We start from the raw sequence: 25,756 nt of genomic DNA on the forward strand, positions 1-25,756 counted from the left end.
ATCCCAGATCCGGGCGAACGAGGCGGACGCCCGCCCGGACTGGGTGCTTCTGGCCCAGGCAAGAGCCAAGAAGTCTTTCGCATCTGCTTGTTTTGCTCGGTTGCCATCCAATCCACCGTTGCCCCGCCAAAGATGCTTCAAGAAACTTCGATGGCGGGGCGGTGGTGGGTAGATGATTAAGTGATCGATCCGCCAGCGATGGCATCCGAAGGGTAGGCGTGCATGCCGTGCTCCGAGATGTCCAAACCAGCTTGTTCTTCGACTGCCGATACTCGCAGCATTCCCATTGCCTTCAGGGCCAAGAACACAGCTCCCATCGTCACGAATGCCCAAGCACAGATCGACGCGGTTCCGATCAGTTGAATTGCGAAGCTAGTAGCACCGCTTTCCAAGTGAGTGTTCGGCAGGATGCCTAGGGACATGCATCCCCAAACACCGCACAGTCCGTGCACAGGCCAAGCACCCACTGGATCGTCGATCTTTGCCTTGTCCAGGATGATCACGCCCAGGACGACCAAGCCGCCGGCCACGCCGCCGACAACCATCGACCAACCGTTGGTGAATGCGTCACAGCAAGCCGTGATGCCAACCAATCCGCCAAGTGCCCCGTTCAGGCTCATCGTCAGGTCAGGCTTGCTGAACATGACCCAGCTAAGCATGGTGGCGACAACCGCACCGGCAGCTGCTGCCAAAGTTGTGTTGACCGCGATGAACACGGTAGCGTCAATGTCGCCAGTGCCTTGGAAAGCCAGTTGGCTACCAGGGTTGAATCCATACCATCCCACCCACAGGATGAACACGCCAAGTGCCGCAAAGGCGATGTTGTGACCCGGTAGGGGAACGCTCTTGCCGTCGGCGGTGAAGCGACCCAATCGTGGGCCCAAGATCATCGCACCGGCAAGGCCAGCGAATCCGCCGACCGCGTGAACCACTGCTGAACCAGCAAAGTCTTGAAATGCCATGGTGTATTCACCGTCGACCAGTTCACCGAACTGCATCAACCAGCCGCCGCCCCACTTCCAGTAGCCGCTGATCGGATAGATCAGACCGGTCAGCAAGGCGCTGTAGACCATGTAAGCACTGAACTTCATTCGGCCGGCAACCGCACCCGAGACGATCGTCGCGGCGGTTGCTGCGAAGACCGCTTGGAACAACCAGTCGACTTGTGGCGAGAACGTGCGTTCCAGGCTAGCGTCTTCATAGATTCCGGTTCCACCGAAACTGAAGTAGGCGTTGCTGACTTCGCCGTACGAACCCGGGTACATCAACCCGAACCCGACAAAGAAGAACAGCAGTGCACCGACCGCCAAATCCATCACGTTTTTGGATAGAATGTTGACAGTGTTTTTGGCTGAATTGAGTCCGACTTCGACCATCGCGAATCCGGCTTGCATGAACAGCACCAAGACCGCACAGAAGAACAACATCACGTTGTCGAGTGCATAGCCGACGCCCAAATCTGTCTCGTCAGCCGCACCCTCTTCGGCTGCGACTTCATCGGCGACCACATCGTCGGCAACGACTGTCTCAACCGCTACTTCGTCTTGTGCGTACGCTTGTGTGCCAGTCGCCAGACTGACGCCCATGATCCCCCCTAGGACCAAACATGTGAGCATGGAAGCTCGAACCCATTGAGTCATTCTAAAATCGCCTTCTGCAGGAACGTGAAAAACCTTCTCATCAGCGGCTCGACCACCCGGTCGAGCACCCACTGATCACGGCGAATGCCATTCGGTCTTCCACTCATCTCCTGCCCGGGCCATCTTCAAAGACGCTCGTGAGCTGATTGGGTGACGAATTTTGTGCATTCGCTCGCAACACGGGACGGTTTAAGCAAGGGGCGGGCCAAAGCCGTTTGCTAGGTCCTGGTTCGTGCTTGTAAGTCCTTTGCCAGTAACGCGTTAAAAGAAATGTTTTTTTCTTGGTTCTGACGGGTGTTCCGGTTTTGCTGAATTGGTGTGCCTGGCCTTTGGGCATCTGGATAGCAGCTGCCTAAGCGGCGGGCACTTTTAGATTCCCCGGTGTCGGCCCGGGCCCCCGTAGAAGAGGGGGGGGGGCGGCCCAGCGTTGGTCAGGTCCTGCAAGCTGGGGCGGTGGGGGCCCAATCAGTGCGGATTCGCGGGGACCGCGGACGCGGGTGGGGGGGGAGGCCCGGTTTCCTCGCACCGTTCGATCGCGCGCCGATCAGTGGCACGCAGCAAGACGGGCCGCAGCAGGGGGGAAGCACTGGGGGCGATCTGGCAACGAAAAAAGCCTGGCCTCGAACAAGTCGAGGTCAGGCTTTCGGTGAACTGCGGTGCGGCCGAAACTCCTGGCGAGTCTGGCTACCCGATGATTCGGTTCGCTCGATGCACTAGTAAGTGAAGATCGTGTCGACGCCGAAGGTCGTTTGTCGTTCGGCATCATTTTCCAGGATGTCCATGTCGGCGACCGCAAGTCGATCGGTACCGCCATCGACCCAATCCCAGCGGATTTCAGGTCGAATGGTGACGTTGGAATGAGGTTTGACGTTCATGCCAAGCGTCAGAGCAAAGATGTCGAAGTCGCCGGGGGCGATCGCACCAAGTCCGGCCGGGGCGGCTGGACCGTAATAGCCTTGGCTGTCGGCTTGGACGTTCCACCATTCGAATCGGGAACCAATCTGGATTCGGTCGTTGATCGAACGAATCAGGTATTGGTTGATGCCAAACGTTTCGCGGACCGTTTCGCCAGCGGCGTTTTCGGTATCCAGAAGGTCGGCTTGGAAGATGTACGACAGCTTCTCGGTCATCTGCATCGAAGCGACGGTGGACGACATGTAGCCGCGTTCATCAGCTCCGCCCTTGTCATTCAAACGGCCGACGGTGAACGTCGAAGTGACGTTGATGTCGTCGGTCAGTTGAACCGAGCTACCGCCGATGTAGGCGTCGCCGTTGTCTTCGAATCCGCTATCCCAACCCAACACATAGCCACCGTAGAAAGCCATGTCTTCGGTCATGTCATAGGTGAACAATGCACCGCTGTGGGTGAACGGTTCGCTGTTGTACATGGTGTACGCGTGGCTGTAGAAGAAGTTGCCGGTTGCGGCGACCACTTCGTAGCCGATGATCGTGTAGAAGTGGCCTACTTTGACCGAAAGGTCGCCGTAGCCGGCTTCTAGATAGGCTTGCGGGATCGCGTGCCCATAGTCGGGACCGTTGTCCCATTGGTTGTCCCAGTGGTTGTTCGGGATGCCGAACGCTTGGGTATCAGGACCATCGGTACCGTAAAGGTAGTCGACTCGTCCACCGACGCCAAAGCCATTGGACGTGTCCAATTCTTTCTCGGCGTAGACCCAAGCCTGCTGGAGTTGCAGTTCGTCTCTGCGGCTGTTGAACAGCGACAAGTTCTTGTTGTGGTATCCCAATTGGACCCATCCGCCCATGGTGAAGCCGCAGCATTCGCCAAGCAGGTTGTAGGGATCGCCAAGTTCCGAGTCGCTGAGGAAACCGTTGTCAAACAGTCCTCCACCGCAACCGGTGTCGCAGGCGGCCAAGTCACCGCAGCCCGCGTCGATCCAATCGTTGCCGCCACAGTCACGAAGGCCACAGCCGCCGTCACAGTTGCCTTCGCAACCGCCATCACATCCGAGTGCCGGCATCGCTGCGTCGCAGCCGCAATCCGACAGGCCACAATCGCAGTGGCTCACTTGCGAGACGCCTGATTGCGAGATCCCCGAACCGACCGAACGTTGGCCCGGCATTTGGCCCCAGGACGTCGAGGCGGACGTGCCGCTGCTGATCACGGCGCCGCCACACAAGGCGGCGAGGAATGCCAATTTGCTAAGTCTCATTCGTCCTGGACTCCCATCCATGTTTCTTCGGCCGGTGCTGTTTCACAAGTTGCACCAGGTTGCTTAGGAGTCCTATCGGCAGGCATTTCCCTTAAAATCCAACCTTCCCTCAGAAGCCAGACAATCGAAACGACCCATTTCGGCCCAGATTGGTAAGGTTTGACGGTTGGGGGAAGGCTGACGGAGGTATGCATCCCCGCACTGCGATCCGGGGCCCACGATCCATCACCGAAACGCATCGCCAGGGAAACGGGTTTCACACCCCGTCACGACTCGGGACCGCGATGGACGACCGCATTCAGGTTTGATTCGGCGCATAAAAAAACCGGCCGTTCCCCGATTGGGAACGGCCGGTCTGATTTTTAGCTAGAAGTTCGCACCACCTGGGTGAATCGAACGTCGGGGAGAGTCGTTGAAAACCCTTTGCGAACCTCGCACTGTTTTCAAGCTTAGAACGTCAGGATGGTATCGACGCCGAAGGTGGTTTGGCGAGTTCCATCTTCCAGTCCGATGAACTGATCGTCATCCCAATCCCAGCGGATTTCAGGACGCACGGTCACGTTGGCGTGCGGCTTGTAGTTGGCACCTAGGGTCAAAGCGTACAGGTCGCTTTCGCCAACACCATTGGCTCCGAATCCAGCACCTTCAGCATTCCACCATTCGAAGCGAGCACCGACGGCCCAGCAATCGTTCAGTGTCTTGACCAAGTACTGGTTGATTCCGAAGCTTTCGCGAGCCAGGGCTCCGGCAGCATCTTCGGTGCTCAGGATGTCGTTCTGGATGATGTACTGCAAGCTGTCGGTGACGGCGTAGTCAGCGACGATCGAGTGCATGTATCCAGTTTCAACACCGTTGAAACGGTTTTCGCCGAAACGACCAGCGGTCGCAGCGTAGGTCAACTGCAGCTTGTCGGTCAGACCCAGCGAGATCCCGCCCAAGTAGGCGTCGCCGTTGTCGTCGAAACCGCTGTCCCAACCCATGCTGTATCCACCCCAGACCGTAACGTCATCGTTGACGTTGTAAGTCGCCAACGCACCGGTGTGCGTAAACGGCTCGCTGAAGTTGAACGTGTAGGCGTGGCTGTAGAAGAAGTTTCCGGTTGCACCGACCACTTCATAACCAATGATGGTGTAGAAGTGACCCAGTTTCACCGACAGGTCACCGTAGCCAGCTTCGGCGTACAGTTGTGGCAACGCGTGTCCGTATTGGCCGCCGTTGTCCCAGCTGTTGTCCCAACCGCGTGGGTCAGTGCCGAAGGCCTGAGTGTTCGGGCCGTCGGTTCCATACAGGTAATCGATGCGACCACCGATATCGAAACCGTTGCTGGTGTCGATCGACTTTTCAGCGAACAACCAAGCTTGTTGCAGCTGAAGGTGATCGGGGTAGGTGTTGAAAGCTGGCAGAGCTTTGTTGCTGTATCCCAATTGGACCCAGCCTCCGGCCGACCATCCACAATGTTCGCCGAACAAAGTGTAGGGGTCGCCCAAGCAGCAATCGTCGCAGTCCAGCAGTCCGCCCAAGGCGTTGCCGATTCCACATCCGGAATCGCAACCACAGGCTCCGTCGCAACCGCCGTCGCATCCATCGCTGCAACCGAGGTCACAGGAAGGAATCGCAGCTTCGCAGCCGCATGCTGGTTCGCCGCAATCACATGCAGCGTGACGGTGCGAGACGAGTTGAATTTCGTTGGTCTGATCGGCGAACACGTTGCCTGCGTAAGTTCCACAAGCAAGTGCGGCGACCAGCGCTAATTTACTAAGCTTCATTGCTTTTAATCCCCAGAGATCCGTTTTGGGTGGCCGTCATGGCACATTGGCGTGGATCCTTGCAATCGATCGATTGCAAGGGGTTGAGAGAACGCTCTCTCAGCCGGGTGATCGAATCCGCTGTCTTCCGCCCGAAGTGGCGTTCGACAATCCGAACCACGCGTTGTCTTCGAAAGTAGTCATCGGAACGCGATTGGGGTTTCGCCGCCGGAACCTCTAGAACAATTCACAGATGGCCGCTGCCCAGTGCAGCTCGTATCTGTCGTGACCATCATGCGGTTTGCTCCGTGCGCTCGGTTTGGGCAACGCGATCGCCTGGCGAAGAATCTGCGTGTTAGTCAAACTGTTCGGGTTAGCTGGTCGGGCAATGGCAGTGGGCCGATGCCCAAACGCCTATTCCCCGTGCCCCAGCGTTTTTTTGCTCGAATCAACAGCCCTACCCGGCGGACACGGCATCCGTCAAACTGGGCGTTGCAGGCGATTGCCGATCGAGGCCGCCGCGGATCCACCTTCCGACCGATGTGACTGAAGCTCATGGCGTTTTGGCGTTCCAAGAAATCAGAGACCACCCCGCCGCAGGATAACCCGGCCCCCAGTTCAGATGGCGCAGGCACTTCGGCGGTAGAACCAACCGCTTCGCAGCCCAGCGCGGCTGGTGCCGATGCCCCCGCCGGAGGCGTGTTCTCCCAAGTGCGAAAGGCGCTGACGAAAACTCGGCAAGCGCTCAATACCGATATCCGTGACCTGTTCAAGAGCGAAGGCCGATTGGTCGACGACGAGTTCTTGCAGGAATTGTTTGCTCGGCTGATCCGCACCGACATGGGCGTCACCTCTGCCGAAGCGGTGCGGGATGACATCGGCAAACGATTTCGCGCTCGTGTGGTCCACCTCGATGACATCTTGGAATCGATCACTCAACAGACTCAGCAGATGCTGTCGCAGGAATCGACCGAGATTCAGTTTGCGGAATCGGGACCCACGGTGATTTTGGTCGTGGGAGTCAACGGCAGCGGCAAGACAACCTCGATCGGCAAACTGGCCTACCATCTGCATTCGGCCGGACACAAAGTCGTGCTAGGGGCCGGCGATACGTTCCGCGCCGCCGCGGTCCAGCAGTTAACGGTCTGGGCAGGACGCATCGGATGCGAAATCGTCACCGGTAAACACGAAGCCGATCCCGCTAGTGTGGCCTTTCAAACGGTCGAAAAGGCGGTCGAAATCGGCGCGGACGTCGCCATCATCGATACCGCGGGTCGGTTGCAAACGCAAACCAACCTGATGCAACAGTTGGATAAGATCCGACGTGTGATCGGCAAGAAGATCGAATCGGCGCCGCACGAAGTGTTGTTGGTCCTGGACGCCACGGCCGGCCAGAACGCGATCAGCCAAGCGCGCGGATTCAGCGACGCGGCCGGTTGCACAGGAATCGTGCTGGCCAAGCTAGATGGTTCGGCCAAGGGCGGCGTGATCGTGCCGATTCGTGAACAGTTCCAGTTGCCCGTCAAGTTCGTCGGTCTCGGCGAAGGCATCGAAGACATCGCTACCTTCGATTCGGCTTCGTTCGCAAAAGCACTGTTCCAGTAACCGATTCGAATCATCGAGGAAGAACTCGAGCACTTCGAAATGGTCTGGGATCTGTTGGATCGACGCGGCATCGAATTCCGCCGGATTGCACCAGGCCCCTATGGCAAATCGTTGAGCGGGTTGATTCGTGTCCAAGAACCTGATCGCGCGGTCGACCGGCTGTTGGTTGCGTCATTGATCGAAGCCCGCAGCTGCGAGCGATTTCGATTGTTGTCCGAACATGTTGCCCAGTCGGATCCCGAATTGTCTGCTTTCTATGGCGGGCTGTTCGAAAGCGAAGCCCGGCATCACACGACGTACGTGAAGTTGGCCGAAGATTTCGCACCGCGGGATGTGGTTCGCGATCGATTGGCCCAACTGTCCAAAGACGAGGCGGCGATCATTGCCGAAGGATCCCCTTTGCCTCGGATGCACAGCTAGCTGCTGCGTTTCACGCTTGGATACCCCGCTGGCGGACTCGCGGGGCAAAGTTTCACATTCGTCCCGGCAGCGCCCAGCGGTGGACGTGATCGCGCCGGACTCTGGTCACCCACCGCCGATTGGCGATTGCCGCGGTGGTTGGCATCGCTAGATTTCAAATGTCCGGCAGACGTTTGGATGTGTCCGGCGGGAACGGCAAGGTGCCCTCCCCCGCCCCGATCATCCAAACACTCCGGAACCTTTCCACGACGGAAGCGGCGACGTGGGGGTGTGGTCTTGGGGTGGCAGATTCCTTTGGGAACCCGCCCAGACGATGTCTCACACCTGCGTCACTGATCGGATGATCCGATCTGCCAATTTGGTTTGTGTCTGACACCGCGCTGCAATCGATGGTCGATTTGGATCCTTCGGGTGCACCGCTATCGGAAGTTCCGGGAAAGGATGATGGTTTCGATGTCGCAACCACTGAAGATTGCAATCGCTGTTTTGGTTTCTGTGGCCGCACTGCCCGCTGGTTCCCACGCAGGTGATCAAATCCAGTTTGACCTGCCATCGGTGGTCGCCGCCGGACCGGCGGAAACTTCGCCCGACGATCCAAGTTTGGTAACCGTCCAATTGCGATTGTCGTCGATGATCGTCAGTCCGACGGCACCAACGATTGATCAGTGGTTGGTCCGCTGCCAGCCTCGCGACGGCAATGTATCAATCGCCGACTATGCGCCGCGCACCGAAACGGCCAGCGATGTTGCTTCACCGATCCAAATCAAACAGGTCAAAGAGAAAACGTCGTCCTTGGGGATCGGCCCAAACGGAAGCTATGGACACGCCGTGACCGGAAACGTCGGATCCGACTTGGGCGCCAAAGACATCAACACGATCGAGTTCCAACGACAGGCACCGGTTCAAGCCGTCACGGCCGCCGGCACGATCAATCGCGGACGCGGCGTGTATTTCAAACTGCGTTGGACGTCCCAGCAGATTTTGGAAGGCGAAAAAGTCTTTCGCATCACCTTTGCTGTTCCGCCGTCTTGGCGAGGCAGTTTGATCGACGTGTCCGTCATCGCGCAAACCGAAAAGAAAACGTTCGGTGGACTGGATCACGAGATCCGCACGATCGGTGCAGCCAAGTTTGTCGTGGCCGCCTATCGGGCCGGAGACGAGGTCGCCGCGCATCATGCTTCGGAGATGGCGGCTGCTGAATTTCGACTCAAAGCGACTGCCCATGAATTGGTGCAACCGACCAGTTCAACCCGATCGTTGTCATCGATGTTGCGGCAGGTGGCGGTCAAGTTGGACCTGGACTCTAAGCGGCCCGACCATCGTTGGATGTCACGATTGTTGGTGGGGGCTGCGGATCCCCATCTGGATCGCGAGATCACTAAGTTGCCGATGGACGTTCGTTTGGCAGCGCTCGACTATGTCGAAACGCGAGACCGGTTCCTGCAGATGGGCTGGACCCATGGACGCACGGAAAATGTGGCTCGCGTGTCCGCATCGAAGCCCGCCATGCAGTGAACGCGATCGAGTGAACGATTGGCTTTGAAAATGTCGATCAGTTCGCCGCCAGCCATGGTCCCCACGTTCAGCCGGGGCTATCGGCCTGCTGATTTAGTAACCCGACGCGTCAGCGAGGGATCCGATTCCGCGACGCGCTAGTGACTGCAACGCTGTTTTCTCGACAACGACTAAGTCGGCTGGCCGCTATCGCCCAAACGGATGACGGTTGTTTCCCAAACCTAACAGCCTAGTTATTGCTGAAACCTAGGGTCAGCATGGCGTCGCGGCCCAACGGGTTCTTCAAGAACTGATGATGGCATTCGGCGCACAGGTCGTAACGACCTTCATGGCTCAACTGCGAATCAACAAGATCGCTGACGTCTTCGACCGATTCGTCGTGCAGGTTTTCCAGAAAGTCATTCAGTTCGTTCAGTTGGTCGATGTCATCATCGATTTCAATGCTAGGGCCATCGATGGCGGACTGAATTTCAATGTGGACGATAAACCGATTCTGCTCGTCGGTGTCGATCTGGCGCTTACAACGATCACAAGTGTAGTGGATCATCTGGCATGGGTTCCGACTGCGAGGATGACTCGCGACGCGATCGGCACGGTGCCCGATCGGATGAAAAGCGAATGTGTGGCGTCGTGAGTCACCTTCATGTTAGTGACGTGCGCGATGCACTGGCAAGGCAAATACCAATCAGTTTTTTGCGGGATCCCGAAAACGATTGACATCGCAGACGCCATCGCGCAGACGAAATAGCGGGAATGATCGCAGCGTGGCAGCTATCCCCGGCAACCGCGAAGGCCCCTGCCCTGCGACCTTCACGGTGTCTCGGGTTCGGTCGAATCCGCAGGCGGTGAGGCCGTCGTGGCGCGTCCAGTTCCCGTCAACAACGACAAAGGCGGCTTGATTTCAATCAACATGCCCGGCAGAAAATCGTTGGGCAGCGTATCGAGTTCCCGATCGTCTAGAATCTTGACGGCGAACCCACGCGCCGCAGCTTGTTCCTGCAGCCGTTGGATCGCCGGCACATAGCCGTAAGCCAGTAAACACCGGCCGCCCGGTTTTAGGTGTTTGGGCAATCCATCCAACAGCGAATCCATCAATGCGAAGCTCGGGTCGTAGAACGCATGGTCGACCGGCTGCGTGACCTGGCCGTCTTCCCAAGGTGGATTGGACAGGATCAGGTCAAACTTTTCGTCGTCTTGGATCACAGAGAACGCGCCCGGCGAATCGGGGGGGACCTGCCGAACATCCAATTGGGATGTTGCCAAAAACGTTTCGGCCAACATCGCGACGTTGTATTTCGCGCAAGCCACGGCGGCCGGGTTGATGTCGGTGGCGACAACGCTGGCAGCATCGTTCTGCAAACAGATGATCGAAATCAGTCCGGTACCAGTGCCGATTTCCAGAACATCACGACCCGAGGCAATCGAGTCGTCGATCAGCAGCCTGCGTAAGGAAACCGTATCGTCGGGTTCCCAGAAGACCGATTCGAACTGGACAATTTCGCCCGCCGCAAGGTCTTCCAGCGGCCAGGTCTGCAGGACGTTGTAAGAATAGTCCAGGTCTTCGCGATACTTGGTTCGGCAACCAAGTGAAACCATGACCAGAAACGCAATGCAGACCATTCGCATCGATACACTCGCTTTTCACATGAACGTTCAACCAGGGGATCCCCCGGACCAGCGAAGCGGCGTGACCGCTTCAGCCCTGGTAGTCTAGCTGACAGTTTAGCGAGTGGTTTAGCGAGCGGTTTAGCGAACCTTGCAATCGAAACGCACGGTGACACTTTCGCCGACGCGAAGCTTGCCGTTCAGCTTCCAGATCAGTTGCATCGAAGCAGCCGAGTTGGCAACGGCAGAGAATTCAGCGTCGCCGCTGCAGGTTTGGCTGTCGACAACGTATTCCAAGCGAGTGGTCAGGTTGTCGGTCAACGTGACCTGTTCGACCGGCGAATCACCCACGTTGTCCACGCGGATCGCAAAGGACACCGTTTCGCCTGGTTTGGCGTCCGAGCGGTCCGCCAGTTTGACGATCTGCAAACGTCCAGCGTCGGGGAAATCGTAGACGGTCAGGCCTTCGACGGTTTGGTCGCGGGTCAGCGTTGGTGCCTTCAAGTCTTCGATCGCAACTTCGACCGATTCATCGATCGTCCAGGCGATAGCGGCTGCGGCATAACGTTCAAGAACAGCCTTCTGTTCGTCACGCAATTGTCCCAGTTGGTTCCATTTGACACCCGCCAAGATTGCCAACACGTCCACGTTCTGAACCGGCTGCATCACGCTTTCCACGGGCACCAAACGACTGCGGTCTCGCATCGCATCGATGCGGCGCGAAACGTCGGCATGACCAAGTTCGGTGGTTTCACCGATCACGACACCGCCTTCGTTGATCGCAATGCGACCTGCGCCGACGGGGCGATCGACCGTCGCCAGACCGATCGAATGGCCGCCTGCGACGGCCCCGGTGATCTTTCGCACCGATGCGAATCGTGGTGCATAAACACAGACACGATTGCTGGCGTTGGTTTCGATGTCACCGGCTTCGGTGGTGTAATGAACTACGGTGTCTTCGGCTTGCAGTCCACCAAAGGTATCGTCGCGACGGACAAACACGTCTCCGTGGGCGTCGCCGCCATCACATAGATACTCTTGTGGGTCAAAACCGGGCGGGCAAGGAAACGCGGGCATCCCGCAGCTTTGCGATCCGTCGATTTGCGCCGTTGGTCCGCAGGCTTGGCATCCGCAACCCATCGAACCGGCGACGCCCACGTTGTTGGGGGCGGTACAGGTGGCGCATGAATCGGCGGCGATGTCACCGATAAAGCCCACTTGGCTGACCATCGGTGCGGCGTTTGGTCCGCCCGAAATCGGCGGCGCGGCGTTGGCTGGCGCTGTGTTGGCAGGCATCGCAGTGGCTGTGACGGACGTCGCTTGGATCGGCATCCGATACGGTGGTGATGCGGCACTGGGGTACGAAGCGACTTGATTTCCCGACGGCAGCGAGCCGCAGCCGGTCATCACGATGGATGCGGTCATCCCCAGGATCGTCTTGGCCATTTTCATGGTGTGGCTGTGGGAGATTCGTTTCATTGCCGGTTCACCGTTTCGGGAAAATCGTTCAACGTTTCCGAGGTCGCGTTGACTGTTTCGGGAGCGTAGATGGGAGCCCAAGCCGGGTAGCCAAAGAAGAACTGATGCAACAGTTCGGGTTGGCGTGGCGGGGCGACCGAGCCGATCCGGACGATCGCCAATGGGCGACCGAAGCGATCAGCGACTTCCAGTGCGTCTTGGAATTCGGAAACGTCGATCGGACGATTCGTGTTTCGTGTTTGTTCCATCGGCGTGGCCGATTGTGGATCTTCGAGGTAGATCACGCGGGTGACCATTTGTCCGCGCAGGGCCGCCAACAGATCCTCTTGATCAATCTGGACCAAGATCGGGTGACGGGTTGCTAGGCCGGGTGGCGGATAGGTCCGGTCGATCAATTCGATCGTGGGGTACAGTTCGGCGCCCTCGTGGCCCGGGATGCGGCTGACCTGGAACCGATAGACTCCGCCGACCAGCAAACCGGCCTGCAGATTCGGGGTCGGTTCCAAGAACGCGCCGCTTTGTGCCAGCGAGATCTGACTGCCGTCGGGGCCGATGATCGAAACCGGCTGCATGTAGCCAGGGCACAGCGTGCGACCGGCATTGCGAGCGGCACCGACGTAGCCGGGCGGCATGTCGGCCGACAGGATTCGGTGACCACCGCTGGGTGGCAAAAATTGCGATGGGTCGGCTGCGGCAGCGCTGCGGCCGAGACACAACGTGGTGGCGACGCAAACCGCGATGGCAATGACCGGAATACCGACGACCCCCAGGCCGTGGTGTTGGGGGCGCCGCGGTGGTAGCCGGACGATGGATGAATCGGCCGCTGGCCAACCGGCGTCTGGCAAGCTGGCGTCTGACAAACTGGCGTCTGACAAACTGGCCGCTGGCGAACCGGTGTCTGGCGAACCGGCGTTGGCAGGCATCGGGCGTCTTGGTTGCATCAGTTGTTGGTCGTGGGTGTGCATCGGACCGACCTGCTTCGCCATGAAAAATGTAGAGTTACCGAAGAAACGCGGCGAGCCGCTGGGTGCAAACTCGCCGCGTTTCGTTTTTCCGTGTGTCAACCGAACGCGGGGTTCGGCTGACGCTTTCAAGCACTCGGCGATCGATTAGTAATTACTGTTCGAATCGACGGCTTGGCTTTGGTGCTGATACAGTCCGCGACCGTTCGGGACACCCGGGTTGATGTTCTGTTCGGTGATGCGAACTCGGCTAACCGGGTTGGGATAGCTGTATCCGGGCTGCATGCGAACGTTCATCTTGACCTTTTCCACAGGACGCGGAATGTTCATCGGCGTGTGATTCTTGATCACGTGCTTCTTCAAGCCAGCCGGATGTCCCAATGGAATATGGGGTGGTCCGGGCAACCCGATGGGCGTGCCGGTGATTGGCATTCCGTATTGGGGAGCGTTGTATCCAGCGACCATGCCGGGCAATCCGACGGGCGTGGACGATCCACCTGCACATCCGCAACCGTCGGTCATCGCCGGAGCGAATGGTGCCGGCAGTCCTGCGATTGGAGGTGCAAACATGGCACCGCCCCCGATGCCTCCGCTAATTCCACCGGCTCCCGACATTTCGATGTCCTTGTCCCCTAGGCGAATGATCGCCAGGATCGAACCACGACGGTCGGCTTCGACGATCGGGTCGATGCCCGGATCGAGTCGAGTGCTAACCAGGGTGTCGATCCCTGCCAACGCGGGCCCTTGGAAATCAGGATCCGGTAGGTAGATGACTTTGGTGACGAAGTTACCGGTCAAGACTTGGTCGAAGTCTTCTTCGGTGAACTGCAATGGCACCGAGTTGTGAGCCAAGTAGGCTCCGGTGCGAGGATTCGAGTACGCCAATTCAACGGTTGGGTACAGTTCGACGCCTTCACGAGCCGGAATGTTGGTCAGTTTCAACCGATACAGTCCACCCTGAGGGAAGTTCTGTCGGGCTGGAACCACCAATGGCTCGCTGTCGAACATGCCGGAACCGGTCGCATCGTAGCGAACGTGCATTCCGTCGGGCTGACCCAAGGTGACCTGAACGGTCGATGGGATCGCCGCTGCCATGCTGTTCATGGCATAGCCGCCGCCAGCCGGAATCATGGCTCCTTCGCCAATTTGTCCGCCGCCCAGGCATCCGCCTGGTCCGCCGCCACAGTTGCATCCCGAAGTGCCACAGGCGTAGTTGACCAAGCCAACTTCGCCCGCTGCACCTTTCATCGATGCGTTCATGGCCGAGGTGCCCATCATCGGTCCGCCTTGAAGCGGAACGCTGCGCATCACATCGGGGCCGGCTTGGCCGATCGCACCGGGAGGCATTGGACCACCAGGTCCGCCCATCATCGGTCCGCCCATTGGTCCGCCCATCATTCCACCGGCTCCCATCATTGGGCCCCCGCCCATGCCGCCGTATGGCGGAGCGCCGAGGACGCCGGGGCCAGGGCCGCCGACGCCGGGACCCGGCTCGAGCATTCGTTGTTCGGGTGGCAGGTTGTGGCGAACCGGCACACACCCGGTGGCGATCATCGCCGTGGCCGCCATTAGCGACATATGAGTGACGATTCGTTTCATCGTTTCCCCCGTTCCTTGGGTATTCTTGCACGTGGTTGCTGGAGTGACGGTCTCGGTAAGACAGTCGTTGCTGGTTTCTGGCTGGACTTACCGAGTGGTCGGAACCTACGATCCGCCGATAGCCATCTGCCCTGATATGAAGTGCGGTCGTACCGGCTTCGTAATTGGTCATCGGCTCGTTACAGGCCGTATCTTTGAGAAAACCATCACAACCGGCCCATGAAGATCAATCATTACAACCAATACCGGTGTTTCACGGCCATGAAACGTATTTTCAGACGTTTGAGTGCATTGTCGGCTTTGCTTGCAATTGCATCGGTGGCGATCGGACCGCTGGCGACCATCCTGTTCCCTGCGTCCCCTATCCTGCCCGAAGTGATCGCCCAGGATGTGTCGTTTCCTAAGACGGGATTCCCCGACACACCTTCTCCCGGAACGTTGGCCTTGGCTGCCGATTCGCCCAGCCAGGATCCCGCTGCCCATCGTGCGACCGAACCGATCGCCCTGGCAGGGACCGAACAAGCCGCAACCGACCCGCTGGTTTCCCAGACGTCTCAGCCGCAGGCCGTTGCGATGTTGGACCAGGTCGTCCAATACCTGGTCAACGGACCCGCCTTCGATGCAAAGGTGCGTGAGACCGTGTGGACCGCCGGCCGCGAAATCGTCGGTGTCGGCACGTACGAACAATCCGGCGGTGCCAGCGGACGGTACAACTTGCACATGACGATGTTGGATGGTGACGGCAAACACCGATTTCAACAGATCAGCGACGGACGACTGGCTTGGACCCGAACCGAAATCGCGGGGGAAGTCTCGCTCCGCCGCGTGGATGTGGGCCGGTTGGACGAGTGGTTGCACGATGATGTTGCCGATTCTTCGGTTTCACCTCGGCTGCGGGTCGGCGCGTGGGCCGAAATGTTGACCACGATCCAACGCGATCATGTTCTGCGGGCGGCCAGCTACAAATTGAAGGGGCGTGCCGTTTGGGTGGTCACAGGAACGCTGCGGCAAGAACGTCGCCAAGCGATCCTGGCTCAATCGGGACTACAAGAATGGCCCGAGCTGTATCCCACGCGAGTTCGGATTGCGATCGCTGCCACCAATGATCCCGAAACCGGGTTCGGCCAATGGCTGCCCATCCATATTGAATTCCGTAGCGACCCCACCGCCCAAACCGTTGCGTCCCCGGAAGGCCCCACCCCACCCAGCAAGGGGCGGCTGATCACATTGATCGAACTGTATTCATTGCGGCCGATCCAACCGCCGCCGATGGAACAGTTCCGATTCGAAAACCAGGACGCGGAGGTCAACTTCGTCAACGAAACCGATCGCTACTTGCAATTGTATGGTGTCCAGCTGACCGATCGCGAACGGCGGCAACTGCGCCGCTGATCGATCGGGGCCGGCCGCTCCGCTGTGCGGCCGGGGCCCGTCGTCAATGAATCGGCTGGTGTCGATGCCAATGCATCCGCCCTGGGGGGATGCCGCTGGGTTGCGTTACAATGATCGCGTTCTGGGAATATCGCTACTCATAAACGCTGATCGACATCTTGGCCGCTTCGAACACCTCATCGCCGAATTCGGCTCTGTACGACTGGGCCCAACTGGTTCGGTTGCCCAATGTCTTTACTGTCCTAGCCGATGTGGGCGCCGCGTTCCTATTGGTCGCTGGCGGACCCCAGCCGGTCGCCCGGTTGGTCGCTGTGATCCTGGCGGGTGTCTGCTTGTATTGGGCGGGGATGATCTTGAACGATGTCTTTGACGTCGAAAAGGACAAAGCCGAACGATCCAGTCGTCCGTTGGCTGCGGGGCGGATCGGGCTCGGGAAAGCTCGAATGGCAGGTTGGGCGTTGCTGTTGTTGGGGATCATCATCGCCGCGGTCAGCGGATATCTGCCGGCCCAGGACCGGCCGACGACTTGGGTTCCGGGCGTGATCGCGATCGCACTGGCCGGGATGATCGTCGCCTATGACGGCCCGCTGAAGAAAACACCTGCCGCGCCGGCAGCGATGGGCGGATGCCGAGTGCTTAGTTTCTTGTTGGGGGCGTCTCCATGCATGGTGATGGCCGCCGACGAACCATTGTTCCCCAAGTATGTGCTGGGTGCCGCGTGCGGCTTTGGTGTCTATATCATGGGGATCACCACGATGGGCCGGCGCGAAGCGGTGGGCGGGCCATCGCATCACTTGCCGACCGGTTTCTTGGTGACCTGTTTCGGTTTCATCCTGTTGGCGACCGCGCCGTGGTTGGCGCCGCCGGAGGACCAGGTCGTTTTATTGGACTGGGATCCGGCCGTGGTGCGGATGTTTCCGCTGTTGATTGCGATGATTGCGTTCCCCGTGGTGATTCGTGCGTTTCGTGCCGTCCGGTCCCCATCGCCGGCTCACATTCAGATGGCGATCCGGGTGGGCATCTTGTCGATGATCCCTTTGGCTGCGGCCTACGCCTATCTAGGGGCTGGGCAGGTTTGGGCGATGGTGATCTTTGCACTGGTCGTGCCGTCGTTGCTGCTGGCCGCTCGATTTCGAGTGACCTGATGCGACCTGGATACCATTTGTCCGGATTGCTGCTGCACGACCCGATGATCCGGCGGGGCCCATCGCTGGTTTCCGCCGACGAGTCCCAGTGGGACGATGCCCGCCAGTGGATTCTGCGCTGGTTGCCCGTTGCCCAAGAGATAGGTTGCCCGTCGCCCAAGAGATAGGGGCGGACTTGGTGACGTTTTCCACCGGTCCACTCGATGCGTTGTCGTCGGATTCGGATGAAGAGAATCTGGACCGATTCGCTGGGCGTCTGTCCCAGTTGATGGATGCCGATCGGTCAGGGCGAAGTTGCACTGTCGCGGATCACTGATTCGCTGATCCGTGGTGGGTTCCGTGGTCCGGGGATCATCCGGATCGACGGGCACAGCCAGCTTGGCTTGGCACCGGTCCACCGGGCGATCACTGCTTTTGGCGGTTCCTAAGCATCCGCGCCGGCGCCGATCGGGGTGTCTCTGCGTCGTTTTGGCGAACTATCGCGTGTTTTGCCTTTTTGCAAGGGCGTGAAACGCCAAAAGGGCTGTGAAACACGAAAAAGTCGACTTCGTGCAACGAAAATGCTGGACCATCCTTACTGGACACTCCTATCATTCGGTTGTCGCAGGGGAACGAACAGTGGGTCGTTCAGCCAGCGTGGACCGTAGCGGGACGAAGACAGAAGTCGCCGCGATGGAGTTCGGATCGGAATGAGGGTTATGCCAGATCTTTTCACTTCGCCTGTAGTGCAAGCTGCAACTGCCGTAGTGGTCCTGTGCATCCTGATATCGGGCGGATTTTATCTCGTGGCAAGCTATCGGGACTATGTCGCTGACGACCGGGAGATCACCCCAGAAGCCCTCGCAAACTTGCTAGAAATGCACCGCAAAGGTGACATCAGCGACCAAGAAATCCGAACAATACAAGCTAGAACCCAGCAACATTTCGCCGGACCAATTGCAAACGACGTTTCGACCGACTCGGACGAATCGTCACCGAACACTCCAAGTTGACACTTCCCTTTCGTCAGCAAGGACTCCCAATGTTCGGATCCTTTGAGTGATTGAGTCCCCAGCGGGATGCGTGAAGGACAACCCCTCCCTCTGTTTGCCCTCCCAATTCCATGTGGGCAATCATTTGGAAACTATAGATCGTTTTTGAATTTGAACCACGATAGGCTCGAGCTTTCGAGGATACGGATGACCCATCCCGCATTTGGGGCGGACTCCAAGCGGCAGACTTCGGTTTGTCGATCGGAAAGTCGCCGTGATGCGGGAAAGCATTCGAGCCGTGGCCCGAAACCGTTTGACGCGTGACTATTGACGCGTCGGCCGGCGGATGAAGAAGAGAATCACCCGAGCGAATAGCTCATGAAGTTGGTGACCTCTTTCAAAACCCGCCGTTCGACTCGTTCGTCGCACCAACAGGAGTCGTGTATGCCCTCGAAAGATACCCCTAGTACTACTACTAATACCCCGTCCCGCCGCGGAACGTCGACCAACAAAAAGAACGCTTTCTGTTCTTTCTGTCGCAAGAGTTACCGAGACGTGGGACCACTCGTCGAAGGTCCAGGTGATGTTTACATCTGTTCCGAGTGTATCGAGCTGTGCCAATCGATTTTGGACCAGGAACAACGTCGACGCGGGCCTAGCAAGTCGCTGTTCAACGAAATTCCTTCGCCACGAAACATTGTTGAACACCTCGATCAATACGTGATCGGACAGGGATCGGCCAAGCGTGTCTTGGCGGTCGCCGTCCATAACCACTACAAGCGTCTGACCAGTGAATGGGAAGGCGGCTCGGAAGTGGAGATTGAAAAGAGCAACATTCTGCTTGCCGGTCCGACCGGTAGCGGAAAAACGTTGCTCGCCCGTTCTTTGGCTCGAATGCTGAACGTTCCTTTTGCCATCGGCGACGCCACGACGTTGACCGAAGCTGGGTACGTCGGCGAAGACGTCGAGAACTTGTTGTTGAAACTGTTGCATGCGGCTGACTTCGACGTCGAAGCAGCCCAACGCGGTATCCTTTACATCGATGAAGTCGACAAGATTGGCAAAACGAGTGCCAACGTGTCGATCACTCGCGACGTATCCGGTGAAGGCGTGCAGCAGAGCTTGTTGAAGATGCTGGAAGGCACCGTTGCCAACGTTCCACCGCAAGGCGGACGTAAGCATCCCGAACAGCAGTACATCCAGATGGACACCAGTAACATCTTGTTCATCGTCGGCGGTACTTTTGTCGGAATCGAAGACATCATTCGCAAACGACTCGGGCACAAGACGCTCGGGTTCGGTGGTGGTGACAGTGTTCGCAACGAGCAAACGACTTCAGAGTTGTTGGCTCAGGTGCAAACCGAAGACATCCTGCAATTTGGTCTGATCCCCGAATTGGTTGGACGTTTGCCCGTGGTCAGCTATCTGCAGCCGCTGGACGAAGAAGGTTTGGTTCAAGTCATGACTGAACCAAAGAACTCGTTGATCAAGCAGTACGAAGCACTTTTCGCCATGGAAAATTGCGAACTGAAGTTCACCGAGGGCGCGCTGCAATTCGTCGCTAGACGGGCCTTGGATAAGGGCGTCGGTGCCCGTGGCCTGCGAGGCATCTTGGAAGAGGTCATGTTGGACATCATGTACGACTTGCCCGAACAACCCGAAGGCACGCTCTACACCATTGATGAAGACGTCGTCTCGGGCAAGAATAAACTGTTCCAGATGCCAACGACCAAAAGTGCCTAGTCACCCCATCTGACTAGCACCCAAGTCATCTAGCGAAGAACGACTAAACGTCGGAGTCCCCCCGTGGGCTCCGGCGTTTTTTTCGTTTTCCAGCGCTCCCTCCCTCCCCGCCCTTTCCGTCCATCCTTCATGTCGTGGGATTCGCCTGAATTCCCTTCTCTCGCGCCGCCTGGCCGGCGAAATGTGAAGCATTCCGCGACGGCAGATCGCCAGCCCAAGTGCCATTGATCTGCGTTCCATTCTTCCCATGGCCCGGTGCTGGCCCGTCGCGTCGCTCGACCACGAAAAGAGGTCGCCGTGGCAGACGCGAAAATCTTTTTCTGCTTTTCGTTAAGGGGTTCGGGCGGGTATCCCGCAAGTGTTGGTGAGGCGGATGAGTCGCCTTCATCAAAACGAACGTAAAACACTCCCCCCCAAAATCGGAACGAAAGCACAGCCATGTCCATTCACAAGATCATCTTCGCCATCACCGTCGCCGTCTCGGTCCTCCGCATCGCCGACACCGCTTCCGCCCAAGGCTACTACAACCCCGAAATTTACGACTCGGGCCGCCGCATCACCGATGCCCGCTACGATCCGTTCACCGGAAAGATCATCGTTCGAACCGACAAGACGAAGGTTCGCGAAAGCTACTTGGATCCCAACCGGTCCCAAATCGATCCGGGTTCCTACCGCAACGTCAACCGATACGAAACCGATCTCAGCGGTGTCCGCTGGCACGTGACGGGAACTCAGTGGACCACCAACGGCGTCCCACACGGAAATCTGTCGCGTCGCCGAATGGGCGGCAATAGCGGCCCCGGCGGGATCGTCGAAGACCGAAACGAACATGTCGCCTTTGGTGCGAAGGTCAACGGGAACGCCCCCAAGCCAAAGACGAAACCATCCACGTCACGAAAGCCTGTCGTCAATCACGGCTCGCGTCCCTGGGCAGGCCGCAGCGGCAACCGCTCGTATAGCCCTTTCTAGAGAATCCGATCCATCGAAATCTTTTTCCATCCAACGCCGGCTCATGGAGTCGGCGTTGTTTCGTGGGAACTTAGGGGAATCCGAATGGGGTGGATCCTCTGATCCCTAGCCAATAGCACTCGCATCGATGCGTAGATCACGAAGCCGTTGATCAGGTGCCATAGGAAATGTGTTCCCAAGGGCATCATCGCACAGACGGCGATATCGATCGTTCGGAAGATTAACGCGATCGTTAGACCGGCCAGCGTTCCAAACATCCATCGGCCCGCCGGTCGATCGTGCCAATGATGCAGCAGTGTTAGCCCGGCCAGCGACAGGTACGCGGGCACGTACATCAGCGATCCATTGATGAACTGGGGAAACATGGCCGCAAGCAAAGTGGTCACGATCAACAGGCTGCATGCGGCAAAGCAGCGTTGCCAGCACAGACCTGCGACGTTTCGCAGGTACAGCCATAGAAACCCGATTTGGAACGCAAAGATCGGCAACACGTCCAGTGCCTGTGCCCATCGGGTGGCAAAGGTATGGAAGAGTGCGCTGCCGATCGCGATCGCACCTGCCAAACCGATCATGATCCGGATCGATCGATCTAGCTGGGCGTGGCGACGTGCGTAACGATAGGCCAACCAGGCCGCGATCAGGAACGATACGTTGCTGATCGCGTTGATCGGTTCGGCCCAGACACCGTCGCTACACCGTTCGCAGTACAAGTCCAACGTTTCGTTCATGCCGCCGTATCCCAAGTGTCATCCCAAACCGATGGGGATCACTGTGATGGATCGCGTTGCACATGAACATCCAGGATCAGTGGTTTTTCGATCGCGATTGTTTGCTCACCGACGCTGACGACGCCGCGTGCCTGGATTTTTACCAATTCGACCGACCGGCTGCCCAAAACATACTGGGTGACCGCTTTTTCCAGTTGGCTGCTGAACGTGGCAATCTGCGAATCGGCCAGTTCGTACTGCGACTTGTCTGGATTGGCGGTCAACGCCAACGCAAAGGCTTTGGGGGCCCCCGATGCGATGGCTAGGCCAAGCGGCGTATCGGTCATCAGCTGTACGGAAACGGTGGCGCCGTCGGCAACCTGATCTTTGGATGGCATTTGGATGGCCAGCTTGCCGCCCGACCCACCGCCGACGAATGCCAAGTTGCCAACCTTGGGCGTCGTGCTGACCTTCGATACCTGATAGGCCAATGGGATGACCGCGGGATTCCAGTTTGGCTGTGCGGTCACCGCCGGCTTCGGCTCGGGTTCGTTCAGCGGGATCAGCAGATGGCTGCTGACACCATAGGGGGTGGCAACATGAACATCGACCAATCGTTCGCCTTCCCCCCGCCCCAGCTTTTGCACGCCGGCGGGAACGACGACTTTCATGATCTGTCGCGACATCAATTCGAATTCGGCCGTACGACCACCAACGATCACTTGCGTTTCATGAACGCTAAACCCGTCACCGACCAGGAACAGCACGGTGGGATGTTTGGGATCGATGCCGGGGGCGCCGTACCAACTGGTCAATTCGACGGATAGATTGTTCATCCCACCGGAAATCAATTCAAACCCGCCCAGCGAATTTTCGTACGGGATTCCCACCACCGCGGACTGCAGCGGCAATCGGCTGGACAGTTGCCGGGCGGTGTTGGACAGATGGGCCACATCGGCGGGGCGATAGCAGTCGCAATCGGGCACGCATTGGGCAAACCGGTGCACGGCCTCGCTAGCGCGACTCAGCTGCATCGAATCGGTCAGCGTCAATTCGCGGTCCGACGGATGGGTCAGGCGGAACCAACTGGTTCGGCTATGCAGATGGACGTAGGGCACAAACGATGGCATCACGATCACCGCAGTGCATTCGCGTTGTCCCGGTTCCAGCCGCCGGGCACTCAAGAGACGGTCGCGTGATGGGCCGCCAAACAGCGTTTGTCCGAACGACTGCAGAGTGCTGGCAGTATCGGGCGATTGCAGTCGGGGGTAGAACCGCCAGCCAAAATTTTCGGCACCGTGCGCGAACGCAACCTCGGTCGCGTTCACTTCGATCGTATCGATATCGATTTCCAGTTGTCGTGCAAAAGCACCCGCGGCGCGGACCGATGCGTTGCCGGTGGAAATGGCCACGGCGGCTGCCAACTGCAGTTCACGGCGCAGATTGAACGAATCCGCGATGTTCTGTTCCTGGGCGGTCGGATCGAGTGCAAAGACTTGGATCGGCCAACGACACTGGACGTACTGGTTGAACGCTTGGCGAGCTTCGGCAGATGGGTTGGCGCCACAAAACTGGGGCTCGGCCATCGGATCGGTACCCCAGCCACATCCGCATCCCTTTTCGGATTCCAGGCGGCGCATCGCGGCGACCAATTCGCGATTCAGCAGGCTGGATTCGATCATGATCGACCAAGCCAGGGCCGATGTCGGGCTGTACCGAACGCCGACGCCCAATTCGCTCAGGAACTGTTCCCGGATCTGACGCACCATGCGAAAGTTACGCGTCGTCACGGCTTCGGCTAGCTGCGGACCCGCGGTCGCCCAAAGGTGCATTTGACTGGGCTGCGATAGCATGTCGTAGGTGTGGGCAAGTTCCTCCTTCAGGATCGACCGGACATCGCTGACCAGGACAAAGTTGCCATCGTTCGGTGGCGTCGTCAGCAACGCCTGGGCAACGGATTCGGTCAGATTGCCAAAGGATTCATATCCGACCACCGGCAAGTATTGGCTAGGTGCCAGCGGACGGCGGATGCGGCGGGCTTGAATCGGCGAGGTCGAACCGAACGTGAACGTACTAGCGTCGATCCGGTCCCGCAGAACTTCTTCGGTCGAATGGAGCGAGACGGAACCGATGCTGTTGAATGATTCGGCCGCATTGAACAGTGAAGAAATGCTTGACGATCCTGCCTGCAGGGCTTCGGCAAACGTCGATAATATCTCGCTCGGGAAAACGGAAGAAACTTTGCTGTTCGTTTTAGCAGTCCATGGAATGGCGGCGTTGGTTTTGTCGTCCCCACATTCACCGGGTGGAGTGCTTGCTTTGAAGGTGCAGAGGCGAGGTGCGAACTGGGGCAAAGACCCAAGGCGATCGTCAAGCGTTTGCTGACGTTGTTCGATCGTGGTGGTGTCGATGTTGGCTTCCTTAAGAATCGGCAGTAGCCACTTTGGGTAGACCACGATGTACGGCAGTCGACGGCGCTGGATGCCTCGCGAAAAGTCTTCGATCGCGCCCAGGGACACGGGAATGGTTTTCTGGGTTTGACCAGGCGCCGTCAGCACCAGATCCAAGGACTGGATTGTCGCTTGATGAATCAGCAGATCTTCGACCGACTTCAGGATCTGTTCGGCGCTCAGTTTGGCTTCGACTTGATACTTCTGGCCGTCGAAGACAATTTCACCCGACAAGACAGGCAGGTTGCGGTCTTGTTTTCCTTTGTGCGCATCGGACAGCGCATCGTAGGACAGCGTTTGAAATCGCTGTTGCAGGTATTCGCGGTCGTCTTCGGCGTACGCGATGCCTCGTGCCAATGCATCGTCGAACGGAACCTGTTGACGCAGTTCGTTCAACCGCTGGTCGACCAAAGCGATCAGTTTTTCAGCGCGGCGTTCGGCAGAAACCAGGATCCCCAATTTGCTGACTGAATCGACCAAGTCATCTGACAAAAATCGAGTCACCGGCAACGCGTGCATATCCACGACATCGTTGATCACAAGGCTGCGAAACGTATTGGGTAACAAGTCGTCGCCCAGGATGGGCTCGGCCGTGAAGCTGACTTCGCAGCCATACCCGGTCCGCGTTCGGCTCCCGGGCAGCACGCTGATCGGCAATCGAACCAGGTTCATCGCATATCCGGTTCCGTCGGCGGTGTCGTCGCCTTCGTTGATCCGCCGCAGTTCGTTCAGCGCGTTCAGATACCGAAACAGCTGCGCGTTGTACTTCACCGGTTCGATCGCCAGTCCCTGTCCAGCGAACCGATTGGCATCGATGGATGTGAAATCCCTCCTTCCCTGCGATTCGATCAGCGCGGGGAGTGCGACTTGGCCTTGGACCGGGCTGGCGGACGCCGGTGAAACGGCCTGCTGGGCTTGCAAGGCCAGTGCTAGTGCGGATTGATCGCTGCGACGGATCGCACCCTGCAGTGTGGGGCCAAATTCTTTCAGCCGTGTCCCCAACTGTTCTTCGATGTCATGGCGATGGGACGTCATCCTGGCCTCGCCCCAAACATCGGGTTGCTTGGGGACCACCGACCCGTAGCAATCGATATGGTGTTCCAGCCAATCCAATTGGCCGGCCAATTCCTCGACGCTCTGGTGCGTGCAGGAATCTGGACGGTGCCGTTCGATGGCCGCTTCCTTCCCACCGCGTGCGATCCGCGAAACGGCCTTGAAGATTCCACCCAGTGGTTCGCCCGCGGCCGTGATACCCGGCGGAAACACCATCACCAAAGTGCAGACCGCGGTGGCGAGGTGTCCAATGCGAACCAGTGTTTGGCGGGAACGGATCATGGGGAACGACCAATTAGAAGGAACAGGACCAGGCCCGTGGTGCGCTCGTCGATGATCTCACCGATTGAAGGGAACGCAACGGATATTCCTATTGTCGCCCCCTAGATGGCGGTTCATGAGTAGGCCGTTGGCGATCGCTAAGCTTCAGATAATCGGCAAGCTTTGCGCGAATCCGCAAAGCGATGGTCGCATGTTCCCCCGCAATCCAAGAACAGGATGAGGCTAGAGAACAGGATGAGGCTAGTGGATTTGCACGCCTGGTCATCAAGCCGGCCATCGGTGCCCGCGACGATCTGATTGCTT

Annotated in this window: 20 protein-coding genes; 10 read left to right on the plus strand and 10 right to left on the minus strand. The window is 58.3% G+C overall.

Going from position 1 to position 25,756, the window contains the following annotated elements; all coding sequences use genetic code 11:
- Nucleotides 1–176: 176 nt before the first annotated feature.
- From K227x_RS06520 to K227x_RS06530, 3 genes are all read right to left on the minus strand, one after another.
- Nucleotides 177–1,616, minus strand: a complete 1,440-nt coding sequence (locus tag K227x_RS06520; protein ID WP_145168783.1) for an ammonium transporter — start codon at nt 1,614–1,616, stop codon at nt 177–179.
- A 737-nt stretch (nt 1,617–2,353) separates the two neighbouring features.
- On the minus strand, nt 2,354–3,811 hold the full coding sequence (locus tag K227x_RS06525; protein ID WP_145168784.1) for a porin: 1,458 nt from the start codon (nt 3,809–3,811) through the stop codon (nt 2,354–2,356).
- 449 nt (nt 3,812–4,260) lie between these two features.
- Nucleotides 4,261–5,577: a porin gene (locus K227x_RS06530; RefSeq protein ID WP_145168785.1), complete on the minus strand. Its 1,317-nt coding sequence runs from the start codon at nt 5,575–5,577 to the stop codon at nt 4,261–4,263.
- Between the two features lie 534 nt (nt 5,578–6,111).
- Here K227x_RS06530 and ftsY point away from each other — a divergent pair.
- The 3 genes from ftsY (at nt 6,112) to K227x_RS06545 (ending at nt 9,096) form a co-directional block, all read left to right on the plus strand.
- Entirely contained in the window at nt 6,112–7,161 is a 1,050-nt protein-coding gene (gene ftsY, locus K227x_RS06535; RefSeq protein ID WP_145168786.1) for a signal recognition particle-docking protein FtsY, read from the plus strand.
- 12 nt (nt 7,162–7,173) lie between these two features.
- Nucleotides 7,174–7,581, plus strand: a complete 408-nt coding sequence (gene miaE, locus K227x_RS06540; RefSeq protein WP_261343453.1) for a tRNA isopentenyl-2-thiomethyl-A-37 hydroxylase MiaE — start codon at nt 7,174–7,176, stop codon at nt 7,579–7,581.
- 453 nt (nt 7,582–8,034) lie between these two features.
- Nucleotides 8,035–9,096, plus strand: coding sequence for a hypothetical protein (locus K227x_RS06545; protein ID WP_145168788.1), 1,062 nt, complete (start codon nt 8,035–8,037; stop codon nt 9,094–9,096).
- A 229-nt stretch (nt 9,097–9,325) separates the two neighbouring features.
- Here K227x_RS06545 and K227x_RS06550 read toward each other — a convergent pair whose 3' ends face one another.
- From K227x_RS06550 to K227x_RS06570, 5 genes are all read right to left on the minus strand, one after another.
- Entirely contained in the window at nt 9,326–9,643 is a 318-nt protein-coding gene (locus K227x_RS06550) for a hypothetical protein (protein ID WP_145168789.1), read from the minus strand.
- Nucleotides 9,644–9,906: 263 nt separating this feature from the next.
- Nucleotides 9,907–10,722, minus strand: a complete 816-nt coding sequence (locus tag K227x_RS06555; RefSeq protein ID WP_145168790.1) for a methyltransferase — start codon at nt 10,720–10,722, stop codon at nt 9,907–9,909.
- 120 nt (nt 10,723–10,842) lie between these two features.
- Nucleotides 10,843–12,180: a DUF11 domain-containing protein gene (locus tag K227x_RS06560; RefSeq protein ID WP_145168791.1), complete on the minus strand. Its 1,338-nt coding sequence runs from the start codon at nt 12,178–12,180 to the stop codon at nt 10,843–10,845.
- Nucleotides 12,177–13,145 carry a hypothetical protein gene (locus K227x_RS06565; protein WP_246146591.1) on the minus strand — a complete coding sequence of 323 codons (969 nt, stop codon included), beginning with the start codon at nt 13,143–13,145 and terminating at the stop codon, nt 12,177–12,179. The genes K227x_RS06560 and K227x_RS06565 overlap by 4 nt, the downstream gene beginning before the upstream one ends.
- 144 nt (nt 13,146–13,289) lie before the next feature.
- Nucleotides 13,290–14,741: a hypothetical protein gene (locus K227x_RS06570; RefSeq protein WP_145168792.1), complete on the minus strand. Its 1,452-nt coding sequence runs from the start codon at nt 14,739–14,741 to the stop codon at nt 13,290–13,292.
- A 219-nt stretch (nt 14,742–14,960) separates the two neighbouring features.
- Between K227x_RS06570 and K227x_RS06575 the strand changes: the two genes are divergently transcribed.
- The 7 genes from K227x_RS06575 (at nt 14,961) to K227x_RS06590 (ending at nt 20,961) form a co-directional block, all read left to right on the plus strand.
- Complete coding sequence (locus K227x_RS06575) at nt 14,961–16,133, plus strand: hypothetical protein (protein WP_218933806.1); 1,173 nt, start codon at nt 14,961–14,963, stop codon at nt 16,131–16,133.
- 158 nt (nt 16,134–16,291) lie between these two features.
- Nucleotides 16,292–17,278 carry a UbiA family prenyltransferase gene (locus K227x_RS06580; protein WP_218933807.1) on the plus strand — a complete coding sequence of 329 codons (987 nt, stop codon included), beginning with the start codon at nt 16,292–16,294 and terminating at the stop codon, nt 17,276–17,278.
- A complete protein-coding gene (locus K227x_RS30285) occupies nt 17,278–17,445 on the plus strand; it encodes a hypothetical protein (protein ID WP_218933808.1) in 168 nt (55 codons plus the stop codon). The genes K227x_RS06580 and K227x_RS30285 overlap by 1 nt, the downstream gene beginning before the upstream one ends.
- A 105-nt stretch (nt 17,446–17,550) precedes the next feature.
- Entirely contained in the window at nt 17,551–17,706 is a 156-nt protein-coding gene (locus K227x_RS30290) for a hypothetical protein (RefSeq protein ID WP_218933809.1), read from the plus strand.
- Nucleotides 17,707–18,003: 297 nt separating this feature from the next.
- Nucleotides 18,004–18,270, plus strand: a complete 267-nt coding sequence (locus K227x_RS30295; protein ID WP_218933810.1) for a hypothetical protein — start codon at nt 18,004–18,006, stop codon at nt 18,268–18,270.
- A gap of 423 nt (nt 18,271–18,693) precedes the next feature.
- Nucleotides 18,694–19,992, plus strand: a complete 1,299-nt coding sequence (gene clpX, locus K227x_RS06585) for an ATP-dependent Clp protease ATP-binding subunit ClpX (protein ID WP_145168795.1) — start codon at nt 18,694–18,696, stop codon at nt 19,990–19,992.
- A gap of 438 nt (nt 19,993–20,430) precedes the next feature.
- A complete protein-coding gene (locus tag K227x_RS06590; protein ID WP_145168796.1) occupies nt 20,431–20,961 on the plus strand; it encodes a hypothetical protein in 531 nt (176 codons plus the stop codon).
- A gap of 41 nt (nt 20,962–21,002) precedes the next feature.
- Here the strand turns inward: K227x_RS06590 and K227x_RS06595 are convergent, their stop codons facing one another.
- Together K227x_RS06595 and K227x_RS06600 are read right to left on the minus strand one after the other, a co-directional pair.
- Nucleotides 21,003–21,689: a ceramidase domain-containing protein gene (locus K227x_RS06595; RefSeq protein WP_145168797.1), complete on the minus strand. Its 687-nt coding sequence runs from the start codon at nt 21,687–21,689 to the stop codon at nt 21,003–21,005.
- 38 nt (nt 21,690–21,727) lie between these two features.
- The gene (locus tag K227x_RS06600; protein WP_145168798.1) at nt 21,728–25,453 is read right to left on the minus strand and encodes a hypothetical protein; all 3,726 of its coding nucleotides are present in this window, start codon (nt 25,451–25,453) and stop codon (nt 21,728–21,730) included.
- Between the last annotated feature and the right edge of the window lie 303 nt (nt 25,454–25,756).

Origin of the sequence: Rubripirellula lacrimiformis (genome assembly GCF_007741535.1) — a bacterium.
GTDB classification, from domain to species: domain Bacteria; phylum Planctomycetota; class Planctomycetia; order Pirellulales; family Pirellulaceae; genus Rubripirellula; species Rubripirellula lacrimiformis.